General features: G+C 64.4%; 17 protein-coding genes. 8 read left to right on the top strand and 9 right to left on the bottom strand.

Annotated features, from left to right (window positions below; genetic code table 11):
* Window positions 1-22 precede the first annotated feature (22 nt).
* From ctaD to mddA, 6 genes are all read left to right on the top strand, one after another.
* Entirely contained in the window at window positions 23-1,783 is a 1,761-nt protein-coding gene (gene ctaD, locus AC2FAN_RS22620) for a cytochrome c oxidase subunit I (protein WP_485176415.1), read from the top strand.
* Window positions 1,784-1,794: 11 nt separating this feature from the next.
* A complete protein-coding gene (locus AC2FAN_RS22615) occupies window positions 1,795-2,511 on the top strand; it encodes a cytochrome c oxidase subunit 3 family protein (protein WP_265054407.1) in 717 nt (238 codons plus the stop codon).
* Between the two features lie 13 nt (window positions 2,512-2,524).
* Entirely contained in the window at window positions 2,525-3,247 is a 723-nt protein-coding gene (locus tag AC2FAN_RS22610) for a heme-copper oxidase subunit III family protein (protein ID WP_476807368.1), read from the top strand.
* 9 nt (window positions 3,248-3,256) lie between these two features.
* Window positions 3,257-3,592, top strand: a complete 336-nt coding sequence (locus AC2FAN_RS22605; RefSeq protein ID WP_265054409.1) for a cytochrome C oxidase subunit IV family protein — start codon at window positions 3,257-3,259, stop codon at window positions 3,590-3,592.
* Between the two features lie 89 nt (window positions 3,593-3,681).
* Window positions 3,682-4,245, top strand: coding sequence for a PRC-barrel domain-containing protein (locus AC2FAN_RS22600; protein ID WP_485176414.1), 564 nt, complete (start codon window positions 3,682-3,684; stop codon window positions 4,243-4,245).
* Between the two features lie 773 nt (window positions 4,246-5,018).
* On the top strand, window positions 5,019-5,813 hold the full coding sequence (gene mddA / locus AC2FAN_RS22595; RefSeq protein ID WP_265054411.1) for a methanethiol S-methyltransferase: 795 nt from the start codon (window positions 5,019-5,021) through the stop codon (window positions 5,811-5,813).
* A gap of 96 nt (window positions 5,814-5,909) precedes the next feature.
* Here mddA and AC2FAN_RS22590 read toward each other — a convergent pair whose 3' ends face one another.
* Window positions 5,910-7,070: an MFS transporter gene (locus tag AC2FAN_RS22590; protein ID WP_265054412.1), complete on the bottom strand. Its 1,161-nt coding sequence runs from the start codon at window positions 7,068-7,070 to the stop codon at window positions 5,910-5,912.
* Between the two features lie 461 nt (window positions 7,071-7,531).
* On the opposite strand from AC2FAN_RS22590, the gene AC2FAN_RS22585 reads away from it, so the two are divergent.
* Together AC2FAN_RS22585 and AC2FAN_RS22580 are read left to right on the top strand one after the other, a co-directional pair.
* The gene (locus tag AC2FAN_RS22585; RefSeq protein ID WP_485176413.1) at window positions 7,532-8,344 is read left to right on the top strand and encodes a nickel-binding protein; all 813 of its coding nucleotides are present in this window, start codon (window positions 7,532-7,534) and stop codon (window positions 8,342-8,344) included.
* Window positions 8,345-8,879: 535 nt separating this feature from the next.
* A complete protein-coding gene (locus AC2FAN_RS22580) occupies window positions 8,880-9,833 on the top strand; it encodes a LysR family transcriptional regulator (RefSeq protein WP_485176412.1) in 954 nt (317 codons plus the stop codon).
* A 16-nt stretch (window positions 9,834-9,849) separates the two neighbouring features.
* Here the strand turns inward: AC2FAN_RS22580 and AC2FAN_RS22575 are convergent, their stop codons facing one another.
* From AC2FAN_RS22575 to AC2FAN_RS22540, 8 genes are all read right to left on the bottom strand, one after another.
* A complete protein-coding gene (locus AC2FAN_RS22575) occupies window positions 9,850-10,524 on the bottom strand; it encodes a DUF1028 domain-containing protein (RefSeq protein WP_485176411.1) in 675 nt (224 codons plus the stop codon).
* Between the two features lie 14 nt (window positions 10,525-10,538).
* The gene (locus AC2FAN_RS22570) at window positions 10,539-10,955 is read right to left on the bottom strand and encodes a RidA family protein (protein WP_265054415.1); all 417 of its coding nucleotides are present in this window, start codon (window positions 10,953-10,955) and stop codon (window positions 10,539-10,541) included.
* 76 nt (window positions 10,956-11,031) lie between these two features.
* Complete coding sequence (locus AC2FAN_RS22565) at window positions 11,032-12,318, bottom strand: flavin-containing monooxygenase (protein WP_485176410.1); 1,287 nt, start codon at window positions 12,316-12,318, stop codon at window positions 11,032-11,034.
* Window positions 12,319-12,510: 192 nt separating this feature from the next.
* The gene (locus tag AC2FAN_RS22560; protein ID WP_485176409.1) at window positions 12,511-14,199 is read right to left on the bottom strand and encodes a hypothetical protein; all 1,689 of its coding nucleotides are present in this window, start codon (window positions 14,197-14,199) and stop codon (window positions 12,511-12,513) included.
* Window positions 14,200-14,261: 62 nt separating this feature from the next.
* The gene (locus AC2FAN_RS22555; protein ID WP_485176408.1) at window positions 14,262-15,074 is read right to left on the bottom strand and encodes a phosphate/phosphite/phosphonate ABC transporter substrate-binding protein; all 813 of its coding nucleotides are present in this window, start codon (window positions 15,072-15,074) and stop codon (window positions 14,262-14,264) included.
* A 1-nt stretch (window position 15,075) separates the two neighbouring features.
* Complete coding sequence (locus AC2FAN_RS22550; protein ID WP_485176407.1) at window positions 15,076-15,933, bottom strand: ABC transporter ATP-binding protein; 858 nt, start codon at window positions 15,931-15,933, stop codon at window positions 15,076-15,078.
* The gene (locus AC2FAN_RS22545; protein ID WP_485176406.1) at window positions 15,912-16,823 is read right to left on the bottom strand and encodes an ABC transporter ATP-binding protein; all 912 of its coding nucleotides are present in this window, start codon (window positions 16,821-16,823) and stop codon (window positions 15,912-15,914) included. Before AC2FAN_RS22545 ends, AC2FAN_RS22550 begins: the two co-directional genes overlap by 22 nt.
* Window positions 16,823-17,665: an ABC transporter permease gene (locus AC2FAN_RS22540; RefSeq protein ID WP_485176405.1), complete on the bottom strand. Its 843-nt coding sequence runs from the start codon at window positions 17,663-17,665 to the stop codon at window positions 16,823-16,825. The genes AC2FAN_RS22545 and AC2FAN_RS22540 overlap by 1 nt, the downstream gene beginning before the upstream one ends.
* Between the last annotated feature and the right edge of the window lie 3 nt (window positions 17,666-17,668).

Raw genomic sequence — 17,668 nt, 5'->3', positions numbered from 1 at the left:
CGCGAGGAGTGGAGATGGTCCGATGGTCGACGTAATGCACGGCGCCCCTGAACCGCTACCGGCGGCCGAAGTCGACGATGTCGAACTCTATCACCCGCATAGCTGGATGACGAAGTACGTCTTCTCGCAGGATGCGAAGATCATCGCCATCCAATATTCCATGGTGGCACTGTCGATCGGCCTTGTCGCCCTGGTCCTGTCCTGGCTGATGCGGCTGCAGCTCGGCTTCCCGGGGACATTCTCTTTCATCGACCCGGATCGCTACTACCAGTTCATCACCATGCATGGGATGATCATGGTGATCTACTTGCTGACCGCCCTGTTCCTCGGCGGCTTCGGCAACTATCTCATTCCGCTGATGCTCGGCGCGCGGGACATGGTGTTCCCCTATTTGAACATGCTGAGCTTCTGGATCTACCTGCTCGCCGTGCTGGTTCTCGTCACCGGCTTCTTCGTGCCGGGCGGCCCGACTGGCGCGGGATGGACCCTCTATCCGCCGCAAGCGATCCTGGCCAACACGCCCGGCCAGCAATGGGGCATCGTCGTGTTGCTCGTCTCGCTCATCCTCTTCATCATCGGTTTCACGATGGGCGGGCTGAACTATGTCGTGACCATCCTGCAAGGGCGCGCCCGGGGCATGACGCTGATGCGCATGCCACTGACGATCTGGGGCATCTTCACGGCGACCGTCATGGCGCTGCTCGCCTTTCCCGCACTCTTCGTCGGCGCCGTGATGATGCTGCTCGACCGGCTGATCGGCACGAGCTTCTTCATGCCGGCCATCGTCGCGATGGGCGAGCGGCTGGCTTATAAGGGCGGCAGCCCGATCCTGTTCCAGCACCTGTTCTGGTTCTTCGGGCATCCGGAGGTCTACATCGTCGCGCTGCCGGCCTTCGGCATCGTCTCCGATCTGATCAGCACCCATGCGCGCAAGAACATCTTCGGCTACCGCATGATGGTGTGGGCGCTAGTGGCAATCGGCGCGCTCAGCTTCGTCGTCTGGGCGCACCACATGTACGTCAGCGGGATGCACCCCGCCTTCGGGTTCTTCTTCGCCACCACGACACTGATCATTGCGATCCCGACCGCGATCAAGGTCTATAACTGGGTGCTGACGCTCTGGCGCGGCGACATCCATTTCACAGTGCCGATGCTGTTCGCCCTCGGCTTCATCGTCACCTTCGTCAATGGCGGGCTCACCGGCCTGTTTCTCGGCAATGTCGTCGTCGACGTGCCGCTCTCCGATACGATGTTCGTCGTCGCCCATTTCCACATGGTGATGGGCGTCGCGCCGATCCTCGTGATCTTCGGCGCGATCTACCATTGGTATCCGAAGGTCACCGGGCGGATGCTCGATGACGCGCTCGGGAAGCTGCATTTCTGGATCACCTTCCTCGGGGCCTACCTGATTTTCTTCCCGATGCACTATATCGGGCTGATGGGCGTGCCGCGCCGCTATCACGAGATCGGCGAGATGGCCTTCATCCCGCCTTCGGTGGGGACGCTGAACGCCTTCATCACGATCGTCGCCCTGATCGTCGGCGCCGCCCAGCTCGTCTTCCTGTTCAACCTCGTCTGGAGCGTCAGGCACGGCCGGCCGGCCGGCGGCAATCCCTGGCGCGCGACCACGCTCGAATGGCAGACGCCGACGACGCCGCCGCCGCACGGCAATTGGGGCAAGACCCTGCCGGTGGTCTACCGCTGGGCCTATGATTACAGCGTGCCTGGCGCCGCGCAGGATTTCCTGCCGCAGAACCAGCCGCCGACCCCGCTGACCGCGTGAGGAGAGGCGCGATGGGCGTGGTCCTCGTCTTCATGGTCATCGTGGCAGCCTTCGCTGGCTGGTGGCTCTCGCGTCAACGCCTGGCTTCCAAGCCCTGGCTCGAGGTCGGAGTTATCGGCGATGCCGCGGAGCCGTCTTCGCCGGCGACGGCGAAGCTCGGCCTCGGCGCCTTCCTCGTCGTCGCCAGCTCGCTTTTTGCGCTGCTCGTGAGCGCCTACTCGATGCGCATGGGCATGGCGGATTGGCGCGCGCTGCCGATGCCGACCGTGCTCTGGTTCAGCACCGGACTTCTGATCCTCGCGAGCGTCGCGCTTTACATGGCGGTGATCGCCGCGCGCTGCGACGAGCTCGGCCATCTTCGCTCCAGCCTCGTTGCCGCGGGCGTGTGCTCGCTCGCCTTCCTTGCCGCTCAGGTGCTGGCGTGGCGCGAGCTTGCCGCCTCCGGCTATTTCACGGCGGCCAACCCCGCCAGCGCCTTCTTCTACCTGGTCACGGCGATTCATGGCGCGCATATGCTGGGCGGGCTCGTGGCGCTTTGCCGGACTTCCGCCGGAGTGTTCGCCGCACCGAAGGACATCGCCCCGAAGACGATGGGCGAGCTGACCCTCAGCGTCGAGCTCTGTGCCATCTACTGGCATTTCCTGCTGCTGGTCTGGCTCGTCCTGTTCAGCCTGCTGATGCGCTGGACGGACGATCTCATCGAGATCTGCCGCGGATTGCTGAGTTAGCGAGGAGAGGCCGATGAATGAGGTCGCGCCCACCACCCTGAATGCCAAGGTCGGTCGCGCCCCCGGCTGGCAGGGCATCGTGGCGGACTGGTCGTCCGATCAGCGGGCCTTCAAGAACGTCTCATGGGGGAAGGCCATGATGTGGATCTTCCTGCTCAGCGACACCTTCATCTTCGGCACGTTCCTCATCTCCTACATGACAGTGAGGATGTCGACGACCGTGCCCTGGCCCAATCCGAGCGAGGTCTTCGCTCTTGAGATCGCCGGCCACCACCTTCCGCTGATCCTGATCGCGATCATGACCTTCGTCCTGATCAGTAGTAGCGGCACGATGGCGATGGCGGTCAATTTCGGCTATCGCCGCGACCGTAGGAAGACGGCGATCCTGATGCTGGTGACCGCCGTGCTCGGCGCGACCTTCGTCGGCATGCAGGCCTTCGAATGGTCGAAGCTGATCTCGGAAGGCGTCCGCCCCTGGGGTAATCCCTGGGGCGCGGAGCAGTTCGGCTCCAGCTTCTTCATGATCACCGGCTTCCACGGCACCCATGTCACGATCGGCGTGATCTTCCTGATCATCATCGCCCGTAAGGTCTGGCGCGGCGATTTCGACCAGGAGCGGTGCGGGTTCTTCACCAGCCGGAAGGGACGCTACGAGATCGTCGAGATCACCGGGCTCTATTGGCACTTCGTCGATCTCGTCTGGGTGTTCATCTTCGCGCTGTTCTATCTCTGGTGAGTGGTCGACATGGCACAGGCCGCAGCTCATACCGACGCACAACAGCATCCGATCAGGCTTTATCTCGTGGTCTGGGCCTGGCTTTTCATCCTCAGCGCCTGCTCTTACCTGGTCGATTACTTCGGTCTCGTCGGCTATCTCAGATGGTCGCTGATCCTGATCTTCATGGCGCTCAAGGCCGGGCTGATCGTCGCCGTCTTCATGCACATGGCCTGGGAGCGACTGGCGCTGAGCTATGCGATCCTCGTCCCGCCGCTGGTTTTGTTGGTCTTCGTCGGAATCATGGTCTTCGAATCGAACTACACGCTCTTCACCCGGCTGGCGTTCTTCGTGGCCGGTTCATGACGGGCGGTCTGGAGGCTCGGTCACCATGGATGCCGCAGCCGGATGGCGCACCAGCCCACCAGGCTGTGTTTCAGTAGAGGGAGGCGCTCATGAGAACCTACTGCTTGTTCCAAGCGGTGAACTCCCGTGACCTACGCGGCTTCACCGAGGAGCCCACCGGCGCCAGCTTGCCTCAGGATCTTGGGCCGTGGACCCTCGTGCGGGAGATCCGACCCGACGCGGAATGGACCCCGAAAGTCAGCAGGGCGGTCGTTGCGGCCGGCATCATCGAGAATGGCTTCTATCTCTGGGGGCCGGTCGAGCGGCCAGCGGCAGCGCACCTGTTCATCGAAAGTGATCGCGTCGCAGGGACCGCCGTATTCGACCGCAAGTACGATCAGATCGGCACCATCAAGCGCTTGTTGATTGAGAAGGTCAGTGGTCGCGTATTCTTCGTCGATGTGACGTTTGGAGGATTTCTCGGCATTGGCAGCCACCACGTTACGATCCCATGGGAAAAGCTCGTCTACGACAAGGAGCTCGAGGGCTATCGCACCGACATCACCGAGGCCCAGGTCCGAGGCGCCGCGACCCTCTATGGGGACGGAAGAGTTTCACCAGACCAAAAACGTCAGCAGGAAATGAGGGACTATTGGAACGACCTTCCCCAATGACACGCCATTTTCCGACGACTTATCGCCAACGGGTAATTGTTGCGAATACGGTCTGAAGTAGAGGCGAGGATACGCTTCTGTCTCATTGACAGACACGGCGCGTCTAGGGTCTCTTTTCTCAACCGAAGCTCGCTACTATGTCGGGATACTGGAGCGTTTCAATCGCTGGCGGAACCGAAATCGTCGGTCTTCCGCCGATTGAGGCCTCCGATTCAGGTTTGCTGTGAAGGCCCGCTTTCAGGCGAGGACCCAGAGTCCGCTGGCGCCCGGCTGATACTGAGCTGTTCCGCCAAGAACGTTCCTTTTCGGTTGCGGCCGGTCTTTCAGCGCGCCGAACAGCTCATACGGCGTCACCGCTGGATGTGTGACCCACATCACATTCATTTCCCCCGAGGTGCGTATCCATAGCGCTGGATTGAACCCCGGAGCGTGCCGCATGCCCCCCACTTTCGATCACAAACTTGCGCTATTCCATCGCAATACCATTCAACAAATGCGGAGCGTTGGGCTATCGGCTTATCTTCTAAGAGAAGATGGCAGCGTCATACGCTTTAAGCCTGATGGACAAAGAGAATACATCGTTTCGGGATCAATTTTCGCCGCAAGATTGACTTCGGAAGCGCACGCGCTGGCGCAAACCTGAAGACTAAACATTGCAGATGACGCAGCTCCGAGTTCGATCGGCAATTGTGGCGTATCCAAGACTTCGACCACACCTTGCCGCGACGCAGGCCAACAACGCCATTCATCGCAACCGACCGGGGGACCCCGCCATGCGCAAGGCCACCATCCTGCTCTATGGCCTTCTGTCATACGCTTTCTTCTTCGCAACCTTTGTCTATGCGGTCGGCTTCGTCGGCGCACTTTTCGTGCCGAAGGGGATCGATGACGGACCGGCTACGCCGATCGTGCAGGCTGTCGTCATTAACCTCGCATTGCTGTCGCTTTTCGCGATCCAGCATAGCGTAATGGCTCGCCCTTGGTTCAAGCGCCGGTGGGGCGGTTGGATCGATCCAGCGCTTGAGCGGCCAACCTATGTCCTGCTCGCGACGGCTGCCCTTGCGCTCTTGATGTGGCAGTGGCGGCCTTTGCCGCAACTCGTTTGGAGCGTGACGGATACGAGGCTGTCGGCCGCTCTCACCGCGCTGTCCTTGTTCGGCTGGCTGCTCGTACTGCTTTCGACCTTCATGATCAGCCATTTCGAGTTGTTCGGGCTGAAGCAGGTGTTCATGCGGTTCTCCGGGCGCGGCATGCCCGCTGCCGAGTTCCGCACGCCGGGCCTCTACAAGCTTGTTCGGCATCCGATCTACCTCGGATTCATCATTGCCTTTTGGGCGACGCCCGTCATGAGCCAGGGTCATCTGCTCTTCGCGGCAGTCACGACCGCCTACATCCTGATCGGCATCATGCTGGAGGAGCGTGATCTGATTGCGCTCTTCGGCGACGACTACCGGCGTTACCGCGAGCGTGTCTCCATGCTTCTGCCGTTTTCGCGAAGAGGCGCCGTACGGCGCAGCAGTGTTCCATCAGCACCCGCACATGATGCGGGGCAAGAATGGCCGCGCTGACTGTAGATGCTCGCGCAGCTGGCTGGTCGTCGGCTCAGCCGCCCTCATGCTGGCTTGGTGATGAAGGATGGTTGCCTTGGGTCGGACTGGCCTTGGCTAAGCGGCCGGGGGCGTAACCGACATCGGTGGCCTTGAAGCGAGGCCGACGACGATGACGACAGAAGCCATCAGGCAGCTCACGACGATCAACGCCGTCGACAGCGAGACTGCGGTCATGACCGCGCTGGCGATGATGACACCGGTCGCGTTGGCGGTGCGGAGCAGCGCGAAGACCTCGGGCCGCTTTTTTGGCGGAGCAAGCGTGTCGAGGATCAGCGAGTAGTAGGTTCCCAACGGCGCGAGCACTGCACCGACCAGGATAGCCCCCGCCACGGTCACCGCCATTGATAGCTGAAGTGCGACGACGATGGCGCCAACCGTCATGACCGTCAGCTGGATCAGGACGGCACGCCGGCTCGCGATGCGATTTCTGACGCTGACCCAGATGCCGCCGGCCACCGACGCGACGCAAAGCGGGACGGTGAACAGGATTGCAAGAGCCGGGGCATAGCCAAATTGCAGGGCAAGCCCGACCGCGCCGATCTCCAGAGCTGCCACTGTCGAGCCGCCCGCCGCAGCGCACATCAGCCAGAGCAGGATCGACGGCGTAAGGACGGAGGCGTCCGGCGCGTGCACGTCTTCGGTCGGCGCCGATGGGGCGGTTGGAACGAGCAAAGCGGGAATGGCGCCCAAGCAGGACAAAGCGACGACGGCAAACGCGGGAGAAACCGTGCCGAGCCCGGAGGCGAGCACCGGTGCGAGAACGAACGTCACCTCGTTCAGCGTCGAAGAAATGCCCAGCGCCCGGGGCAATTTACCTGCCGGAGCAAGCTCGCTCAGCACGGCTCGCAGATATCCGAAGGCCGCGCCTGTCACCGCTCCTGCCAGAGCCGAGAATGCGACCAGCCAGATGAAGGGCGCAGCGTAATGCGTCATCAAGGCCACGGTCCCGAGCGCGACAGCCCGGAACAGAACGAGCGCTCGCAAATACGTTGTTGGGGCGAGGCTCCGACCCGCCCTCGTGAGGGGGATCGCGCCCAACACCTGGGCCAGCGTGAAGGCGAGGATCATCGCCGCGCCGCCGCTTGTGTCGCCCGTCAGCGCCAGCGCGACGAGGGCGAACGCGACCGGTCCCGCCGCCTGAGGTACAGCGAATGTCGCGGACGATACATACCAGCGAAACAGCGCCGCCGTACCTGATGTCGTGGAAGTCGCCATAGCCAACGCCAAAAGTAAGGGCCGGGCCGTTCCCGGACATTGCTAATCCCGTTTTGGGATCGAGGCCGTTACCTCGCGGCGCGTACTCGGCGATGTTCAATGCCCTGTCAACGCTCGCCAAGCTCCGATAGCCTGCTGCGGTTCCCGCGACGGCGGCTCGATGTCTGCTTTACGCAGTGGGTTGAACGTCTGCAAATGGCGCATTCCGCCTCGATCCTTGCCACCAGAGGCTAACGACTGGGCCGGGTGGCTAGCGGACATATGGGGAGAGCCGAGTTCATATCCGCCGAGCTTCGTATCAGGATAGTCGCACTCGTCAGCGGAAAACTCGGAGCCGGCGATCGAGAGCTGCCCGATATCGCCGAACAACACAAGAAAGAGCCCCTCGCTCGGCTTTTGTGTATTAATGAGGCAGCTGGTCCAGTTCTAACCTTTGGCCGGGTGTGGAAACGGAGAGAAAAATGCCCATTTTTCTTGATCGGCATGACTTGCGAGGTCTCTCCGCCGCCGATATCGCCGAGGCTCATCGCAAGGACTTGGAAGTGCAGGAGCGCTATGGCGTACGGTTCCTGACGTACTGGTTCGACGAAGCACGGGGTACAGGCTTCTGCCTCATCGATGCACCTGACATCCGTGCAGCAATGCGGGTGCATGACGAGGCCCACGGAGATTTAGCCAAAGATATAATCGAGGTAGATATTTCTGCAGTCGAAGCCTTCCTTGGTCGCGTCTCGGACCCACCTCCGAAGGGGGATAGCCCCCACGCGATGTTTGATCCGGCCCTACGAGTCATAATGTTCACCGACATAGTCGACTCGACCGGCATGACCGCGAGATTAGGTGACCTCCAGGCAGTTGAGATGACCAGGGCCCACGATTCCTTGGTACGCCGCGCGCTGAAGGACAAAGGGGGGCGCGAGGTCAAGCACACCGGGGACGGGATTATGGCTTCTTTCGATGAGGCCGCTGTAGCCGTGGATTGCGCCCGTACAATTCAGCAGGCCTTTGATGCCTTCAATCTCGCGAGCAAGGAGAAGTTGCGGGTGCGGATCGGGTTAGACGCGGGCGAACCCGTAGCCGACAGCAATGACTTGTTCGGTGCGACAGTTCAAACGGCGGCTCGCCTATGTCAGATAGCAGAACCCGACACCATTGTCGTGTCGGGGACAGTATCCGAATTGGTTCCGAATCGATTCAGCCTCATTTCACTTGGTGATAAAGCCTTGAAAGGCTTCATGCATCCCATCGCCGCGTTCGAGGTACCGTGGCGCTGAGATTGCATGTTTGCGATGATATCGCATCGCAACTGTGTGCTGAAAGTCAAAAATGGTGAAAGGGCTCGTCCTGTCGATGAGGAATGTCAGGTTTCGGGCTGCGAGCCAGTGTCCGAAAGTGGCGCGTCTCGCCCGTTTCAGCGACGGGTGTTAGTGGCCCACCCTTGGGTCACTCTCTGGAGTGTCCGCAGCCGCGTTTTCGAACTGCCTGTCCGCCGGAGTTCCGGTGATAGATGGTTGAGCTGGTCCGATCCGGCGGACGTCTGGGGAGCTGTCGCGGGAGTTCGAGCCGACCGCGTGCCCATCGCGAACTGGGCTCGTCAAGCAGACCGCGATGTTGGCCAGATCATGGGCCGGGACCTCTCGATCCTGCCCACCGAGGCGTTGAGCGGGCTCGGCATCGGCTTCGTCTCCGAAGGACGGCGCCTCTGCCGCTATCTCGTTGTGCGGCCGGCTGGACGAGATGCTCGCTTGCCGTCCGCCACCTGCGCCGCCGTGCTTTGCCAACGGCGCTACTCATGCTCTATGTGCCGCCATGCGCTTTTCGCTACGTCAGTTGGAATATTTCATCGCAGCCGGCGAAACGGGCAGCATCACTCTGGCCTCTGAACTCGTCCATATTTCTCAACCCTCGATCTCGACGGCGATCTTGCATCTCGAGCGCGAGCTGAAAGCGCAGCTCTTCGTCCGCCACCATGCCCAGGGCCTGTCGCTCACCCCTGTCGGACGTGCGCTTCTCGCCGAGGCCAAGCGCGTGGTCGCGCAGGCGGAGAGCCTCTACACCGTCGCCGACGAGACCAGCGGCCTGGTGCGCGGCACGCTGTCTCTCGGCTGCATGGTGACGCTGGCTCCCATGCTGGTCCCGGAATTGTCCCAGGGCTTCGTCTCGGCCTTTCCCGATACGACGATCCGCCATGTCGAGGGCCATCAGGAAGACCTGCTCCGGGGGCTGCGGCGGTCGGAGACCGACCTCGCCCTGACCTATGACCTCCAGATTCCGGAGGACATCGCGTTCTCGCAGCTCGTCAGCCTGCCGCCCTACATCGTCGTCGCCGAAACGCACCCTCTCGCGCGGCAGAGCGCCATGACGCTGGAAGAGCTTGCGGATCAGCCGCTGGTGCTGCTCGATCTGCCCCTGAGCCGGGAGTATTTTTTCGCGCTGTTCATGGCCAAGGGGATCACGCCGACGATCGCTGCCCGCTCGGCGCATCCGGATGTCGTCCGCGCGATGGTCGCCAACGGCGCCGGCTACGGGCTATTCAACGTCCGCCCGCGATCGGACCAAGCGCTCGATGGCCGGAGGCTGGTCTCGATCCGGCTCGCCGGGGAGCACCGCCCGATGACGATCGGAGTTGCGACGCTGCGCAGCTTGGCGAAGTCGAAGCTCGTCGAAGCGTTCCAGGCCTATTGCCAAGCCCGTATCTCGCGCTCGTACATTCCGGGGATGATCGCGCCGGCCATGACCGAGCGCACCCGGATCGACGGCTGAGCCGCCGGAAGGCCGCTCACTCGTCGCCCGGTACGCCGTAGGACGGCGCCTCCCGCGGATCGAGCGCGCGCTGAATATAGGCCTCGATCTGCGGCTTGTAGACCTCCCAGGCCTTCGCAACCGTCTCGATGGGGCAGTCTTCCGTCCAGTCGCAGCGCAGATCGGCGATCGGCCAGCTGAGCTTGTCGACGATTTTGAGCCCCGCCGAACGGACCGGCCCGGCCTCGCCGCCCGCCGCGAGGCCTGTGCGCATGGCGGCTATCAGCCGGTCGCCCAGATGGCAGGAGCTTGCGAGGAAGCCGTCGACGATCGCCTGCGGAACGCCGTCATTGGCCAGGAGATTGCCGCCCGAGGCGACGTTCTCGGCCTGCGCCGACGTCCAGATGCCCAGCGATCGGGGGCCGGAATGGATCGCCGTCATCCCGTTCCGGTCGACCGCCAGCACCTGCCGGTATTCGATGAACCGGCCGCGTTTCCGGATCTCGGCGATGGCTTCCGCCGCGCTCCGGCCTTCTTCCATCAGGTCGAGCGCCAGGGGACCCAGGGTCGGGTCCGTGACGTTCTGCGAGGCCACCGCTCCAACCCCGGCGCGTGCATAGGAGCAGCGCGCGGCGACCGCAGGCGAGGAAGACGAGACCGCGACGCCGAACATGCCGGTCCGTGCGCATCGGGCGACGAGGGAAAAGGTCATCGGCCTGTGAGCTCCTAATCCGGAATGACGGCCGTGCCGTCGATCTCGACCAGCCATTCCGGCCGGGCCAGCGCCTGCACGACGAGGCCGGTCGAAACCGGGTGCACGCCTTTGATGTATTCGCCCATGGTGCGGTAGACCGCCTCGCGGTGGCGCACATCCGTCAGGTAGACGACCACCTTGACCAGGTGCTCCATCCTGCCGCCGGCTTCCTCGATGAGCTGCCTGATGTTCTGCATGACCTTGTGGGTCTGCTCGACCGGGTCATGGCTGTCGATGTTGACGGCGTCGTCGAGGTTCTGCGGACACTGGCCGCGCAGCCAGACGATGCGGCCGCCCCGGGTCACGACGGCTTGCGCCAGGTCGTTGTCGAGCTTCTGCTCCGGGTAGGTTTCCTTGGTGTTGAACTTGCGGATGCGGGTATGTGCCATGTGGCCTCCTTGGTCGGACCATGCTCGACGCGAACGGCCAGGGGCCGCGCGACGAACTCAAGTTCCTGTTCGACGCTCACGCGCTCTCGAGTTCGCGCTGCATGGCAGCGTGATAGGCTGCGTAGTTGCGCTGGATCGTGATCTGGTCCGCCAGATACTTGGCGTCGTGCCACACGCCCCAGATGAAGCTCGACCCTCGGCGCGACTGCCAGGGCAGCCCCAGGAAGTACACGCCGGGCTCTGACGAGACGCCGCGCTGATGCCGCGGACGGCCGTTTTCGTCGAAAGCGTCGACCTCCATCCAGCTGTAGTCGGAGGAGAAGCCCGTCGCCCAGATGATCGTGCTGATCCCGGCCTGCGTCAGATCGAGCGAGGCGATGGGATTTGTCACGCAATCGGAATCCGCGACCACGGCGCGCGCCTCCGGTTCTTCCGGCAGGTCGAGGCCGTTGCGGGCGACGTAGGCATCGGCCTCGTCCAGCAAGGCATGAAGATTCGCGTCGCCGCGCCCGAGATTCTCGACGAGATCGGGGGCAAAGCCGACCACGCCATTCTCGCAGGCTTGCGTCCGCCCGACGAGGAGCATTCCCCGTGCCGCCAGGCGCCGGAAATCGATCGTGTGACCGCCATTCGCCCCGCTGACCGCGATCGTGACGTGCTCCGTTCCGGGCTCCCGCGCAGAAGCGTCCCATTTACCGAGAACGCCCAGCCACCAGCAGAAGTCGCGGCCGCGATAGGCGCGCGGCGGGCGATCATGCGGGCCGACGGACAGGTAGACGCGCCGCCCCGACTCCAGCAATTCCTCGGCGATCTGCGTCCCCGAAGAGCCCGACCCGACCACCAGCACGGCGCCCTCGGGAAGCTGGCCGGGATTGCGGTAAGCGGTGGAGTGCATCTGCAACATCCCCGTTTCCGGCGGAACCACGGCTGGAATAATCGGGCGCTGGAAGGGGCCGGTCGCGACCACGATCCGGTTGGCCTCCATCATTCCTGCCGACGTCTCGACGCGGAATCCGGGCCGGCCGGCAATCCGCTCGACATGCCGGACTTCGACGCCGCAGCGGATGGGTGCCGCAATCTTCCTGGCGTAGGCGACGAAATAGTCTGCAACCGTTTCCTTCGACGGGAAGTCATTGGGGCCGACCTGGTCATCCACATCGGAAAACGCGAGGCCCGGAAACCGATCGTGCCAGGCTGGCCCGTTCGCGGCCAGTGTGTCCCATCGTTCGGAACGCCAGCGTTCGGCGATGCGGCTCCTCTCGAGAACGACATGAGGGACGCCGGCCCGGTCCAGATGCTCGCTCATCGCGATTCCAGCCTGACCGGCGCCGATGACGAGCGTGTCGATCTGCTCAACTGACATTATCCGCCTCCCGCCGAATCTGGAGAATTTCTTTGGGAGAAATCCCAATCCCGGCATTGGTCTACCGGCGGCATCAGCACTGTAAAAATACGAAATCTTGCTGTGGTGATTAGGATTTTCCTAAACGGACCGGTTCGAGCAGCCGGCGCCGACCCCACGCCGCGTCGGGCACCGGGGCAAGATGTCCAGGCCTTATGCGGAACAGCAGCAGAAGGGTTGTACCGTCGTCAGGCGGCACAGGCATGACGAGGTGATCGGCACGTCGGCCTTGGACAGCGCAAGCGCAAGCTTCGCCTCCAGAGCCGGAAGCTCGGCCTCCTCGCCGCGCCGCCGGAGGCATTCCACGAGGCCATGGAGAGCCCAGACATTGTCCGGATGCTGCGTGCAGCGCTGCACCCTGCCGCTCAGGCCGAGATCGTCGCGATAGACCGCCTCGGCCTCGACGACATGGCCCTGCTCCATCAGCAGCGCGGCCAGCGCGTGGCGCGGCGGGTGCATCCAGGCCCAGGGCTCGGTGTAGCCGAGATTGTCGTCGCGGCGCACCGCTTCGCGCAGATGGACATAGGCCTCTTCGTGATCGCCCTTGTGATAGGCGAGTTCGCCATCGAGCATGGCCTGCCCGACCGACAGCGTGTTCCGCGCATAGTTGCTGAGATACCGGTGCGTTTCCGAGATGCGCTCGTAGCTCTCCCGGAATAGCCGGCGCTCTTCCTCGGCGCGAGCGAAGTCCTTGAGCGTGGCGAAGGCGATGCCGCGCGCATAGTGATGCATCGGGATCGAGGCCCGGAAGATCGCGGGATCGCCGGGGAAAGGCTCCGCGATGATGTCGTGCCAGCGCCCGAACCGGACGAGCACATGCATCTTCATCGAGTAGTAGCCTTCCGTCGTCATGGCGAGCTTCGGCCGGCCCTGCACACCGAGGATGTCCGGCGTCAGGATCTCGCGGATCCTGTCGGCGGCGGCCAGCGCCGGCGCGTACTGCCCCATGAACATGCAGGTGAACATCATCAGATGAAGGTCATGGCAGCGCGCCGTGACGTAGAAATTGAACGAGCCGGCATAGCCGGCATAGATGTCGTCGGCGGCGATCGCCTTCTCGCTGGCGATCCTGGCGCGCTCGTAGTCGCCGCACAGCACATAGATGTGTCCGGGCATGTGATTCAGATGGCCGGCATCGGGGCAGAGGGTCGCGAGCGCATCGGCCGAGCGCATCGCCCGTTCCGGCTCGTTGGACATCTCGAGCGTGTGGATGTGGAGGTGGACGGCCGCCGGATGCTGCGGCCGCCCGGCTTCCTCGTTCAGCCGGATCGAGCGCTCGATCACCGCCAGCGCTTCCAGCGTGTCGGCGTTGCGGGAGGGCAGACCGGTCTTCACGTCCCACAGCCGGCGCGGCGTGCGGGTGATGAGCGCCTCGGCCAGCAGCGCCATGACGTCGTGGTCGTCCGGAAAGGCATGGTGCACGCGGCGCATGGCGCAGGCGTAGTCGTCGTCCCACCGGTCATATTCCTCGGGCGCGACGGCGTGAGGTTTCTGGAAACGCTTCGCCAGCGCTTCCGCCAGATGGCGCTCCGCATCCTCTCGCCCCTGGCTGAGGGCCAGGGCGCGCTGGATATGCTCGAACGCGATCTTCGAGACGGCGTTCGCCTCGGACTCTCCGAGGTCGCGCCAGACCAGATTGTAGAAGGGGCCGCAACCGTAGGCGACGCCCCAATGGGCCATCACGCAATCGGGGTCGAGTTCCAGCGCCCTGCGGAAGCACTTCACGCCCTCTTCCTGGTTGAAGCCGAAGCACCAGTTGAGACCGAGGTTAAACCAGCGCTGTGCTTCGGGCGAAGCCGTCACGATCTTGCGCGTATGCGCGCCAAGGTCGAAGCGGTCCATGGTCAGGGGCTCCTGTCGCGGAAGGTGGCCATGCATGGGCGATGCCGATGTCGGGTTCGGCCTCATGCCAATGTCGGGTAGCCCAGCTCGGCGGCCTCGCGCTCATAGACGAGGAGCCGGGCATAGGCGGCCGGGTCGGCCGGCGTGATCGTGCGGATGCGCAGGGCGTCGAGCGCCGGACGCCGTGCCGGATCCTGCGCGAGGCGCAGCAGGGCCTCGCGCAGGATCGCGACCGTCTCGGGAGGTGTCGCGGCGGCGGTCACGAAGGGGATCGCCGGGCTTTCGGGCGTCTCAGTGAGCACGCGCAGCGATGCGACGGCCTCCGGGCGATGATCCTGTAGGAAGACATAGGTCAGGCAATCGATCGAGGCGGCGTCCAGCTCGCCCGACACGACACGCTCGATGCTCGCGGGGTGGGTCCCCGTCTCGACGACGGCCCCGAAGAAGGGCCGGCCGCCGGCGATCCTGGCGAGCAGAAGACGCGGCAGGTTCATGCCCGAGTTCGAATGCAGACTGTTGAGGGCGAAAGTGGCGCCCCGCAGATCGGCGAGCTCCCGGAAGCGCGAATCCTCCCGCACCAGGATGAAGGCCCGGTGGGTCGCGAAGCCGCAGCCGGGAGCATCGTAGGTCGGCACGCCCAGCAGCTGGAACTGGCCGCCATAGATCGTCTGGAGCGGATAGCCGCAAGTCTGCGAGAACAGGACCTCGGAACCGATCGCGTCGGGCACCGCCGGCCGGGAGAACAGCAGCTCCTTCGGCGGGTCGGAAAGACCGGCCTGCCGCAGCTCCTGCGCGAGCGCATCCCAGAACGCCGCGTTGCGGCCTGCCATTTCCGGCAGGTTGTACATCGGCAGGCTGGCGGTCGGCATCGTCATCTCAGTCTCCGCGAACGCCGGCCGTGGCAGCGGTTCGTGCCTCGTTTCGGCCATGTGAGGATCCCGTCTGGCCGATGCGCGGCACCGCCGACAGCAGCGCGCGCCCGTATTCGGTGCCGGGATTTTCGAAGACGGACAGCGTCGGACCTTGTTCGACCACGCGCCCCCGCCGCATGATGATGACGTCCTCGCACATCAGCCGGACGACTTCGATGTCATGGCTGATGAACAGATAGGCCAGCCCCAGCTCGGTGCGAAGCTGATGAAGCAGCTTCAGGATGGCAGCCTGGACAGAGACGTCGAGCGCGGCGGTGGGTTCGTCGAGGATCAGCAGGCGCGGCTGGGAGGCGAGCGCCCGCGCGATGCCGACGCGGGCCTTCTGCCCACCCGAGAGCTGGTGCGGATAGCGATCGAGCAGGTCGGGATTGAGCGCGACACTCTCTGCCAGCGCCTCGACCCTCCGGCGGATCGCCGCTGAGCCCGACAGGCCGACGAGCCGGCGCAGCGGATCGGCGATCGCTGCGGCGGCGGTCAGATGCGGCGTCAGGTTCTCCGCGGTATCCTGAAAGACGTGCTGCAGCGCCCGGCGCACCGGCCTGCGCACGAAGGCGGAGGGCGACACCGCCGCGATGTCCGTGCCTTCGAAGACGATGCTCCCGCTGGTCGCTTCGACGAGCCGCGAGATCATCCTGGCGAGCGTGCTCTTGCCGGAGCCGCTCTCGCCGACGATGCCGAGGCTGGCCCCAGCGCTGAGGGAGAAATCGATGCCCTCGACCGCGACGACCGGCGGCGCGCGCCAGCCGCGCCCGGGGAAGGATTTCGTCAGCCCCGAGACGGTCAGCATAGCGGATGCCTGCATGCGACGAGATGGTCCGGAGCGGGCGTGATGACGGGCGGCGGCGCCTCGTCGCAATCGGCCTCATGCCGGGTGCAGCGGGAGGCAAAACGGCAGGGCGGGAGGGAGCCGGCGAGATCAGGCAGCAAACCGGGCACCGTCCGCAGGTCCTGCGCGGTCGCGCAATTCTGCGGAATCGATGCGAGAAGCTGCGCGGCGTAAGGATGAAGCGGGCTGCGCGTCAGCGCCTCCGCGGGGGCGCTCTCCACGATCTGGCCGGCGTGCATCACGAGGATGCGGTCGCAGTGCGCGGCGGCGAGCGCGAGGTTGTGGGTGACGAGCAGGGTCGCCATGCCGCGCCGCGCGGACAGGTCGTCGATGAGGGCCATGACGGCGGCCTCGGTCGTGACGTCCAGGCCCGTGGTGGCCTCGTCCGCGATCAGCAGTTCCGGCTCGCAGCCCAGCGCCAGCGCGATCCCGATACGCTGGCACTGACCGCCGGACAATTCGAACGGGTAGTGGCCCGCGCGGGCGGGATCGATGCGGACGCTTTCCAGCAGCGGACGGACCCTGTCGGCACCCGCGACATTCGCGATCTGCCGCCCCACGGTCATGATTGGGTTGAGGCTGGCGCGCGGATTCTGGAAAATCTGGGCGATGGCGGCGCGCGAGGAACGCCGTTCGCGGATGGTCTCGATCGGCCTGCCATGCCAGCGGATCTCGCCCTCGACGACACGCGCGGCGGAATCGAGGAGCCCGCTGACGGCATATGACAGCACGGACTTGCCGGAGCCGCTCTCGCCGACCAGGCCGACGATCTCGCCAGGCGCGATGGTCAGCCCGACCCGGTCGAGCGCCCTGACGATGCCGCGCTGCGTCGGGAAATGGATCGAGAGCTTGTCGACCTCGAGCATCAGCGCCGCTCCCGCGCATCGACGATGTTGCGCATGCCGTCGCCGACCAGGTTGAGCGACAGCACCACAAGGACCAGCGCGAGACCCGGAAACAGCGCCACCCACCATTCGCCGGTGATGATGAAGCTCGCGCCCTCGGCCATCATGATGCCCCACTCCGGTGTCGGCGGGCGGATGCCCAGGCCGATGAACGACAGCGCCGCCGCGTTGAGCATCGCCCATCCCATCGTCAAGGTCATCTGGATGGCGAGTTGGGGTATCGCGGTGGGAAAGAGATGGACGGCGAGGATGCGGAAGGGGCCGTTGCCGCTGACGCGCGCGGCCTCGACGAAACCCATCTCGCGACGCTGCCTCATCTCCGCTCGCACCGAGCGCGCATAGAAGGGCACGTTCACGATCGCCGTCGCATAGACGATGTTGCCGACGCTGTTGCCGAGCGCGGCGACGATGCCCATCGCCAGCAGGAACAGCGGAAACGCCATGATGGTGTCGATCAGCCACATGGCGAGGCGGTCCGTCCAGCCGCCGAAGAAGCCGGCCACCGCGCCGATCGCGCTGCCGACGACGAGAGCGAGCGCAACCGCCGAGATGGCGACGAGCAGGTCCAGCCGGCTCGCATAGACGATGCGGATGCAGATATCGCGGCCGACATGGTCCGTGCCGCACGGAAACCGCCAGCTCGGCGGGCGCAGCGCGAGGGCTGGGTCGGTGGCGAGCGGATCGCCGGGGAGCAGCGCGGGGCCAAGCAGGGCCACGAGGCAGACGAACAGGAGGAAGCCCAGCGTGACGGCGGTCAGCGGGTCGCGGCGCAATCCGTCCTGAAGGGTGGCGACGAACTGCATGGG

The sequence above is a fragment of the Allobosea sp. RIT-PG3_2 genome (genome assembly GCF_057321085.1).
Note: the sequence above shows the minus strand (reverse complement) of the source record. Positions and strands in the feature narration are given on the sequence as shown.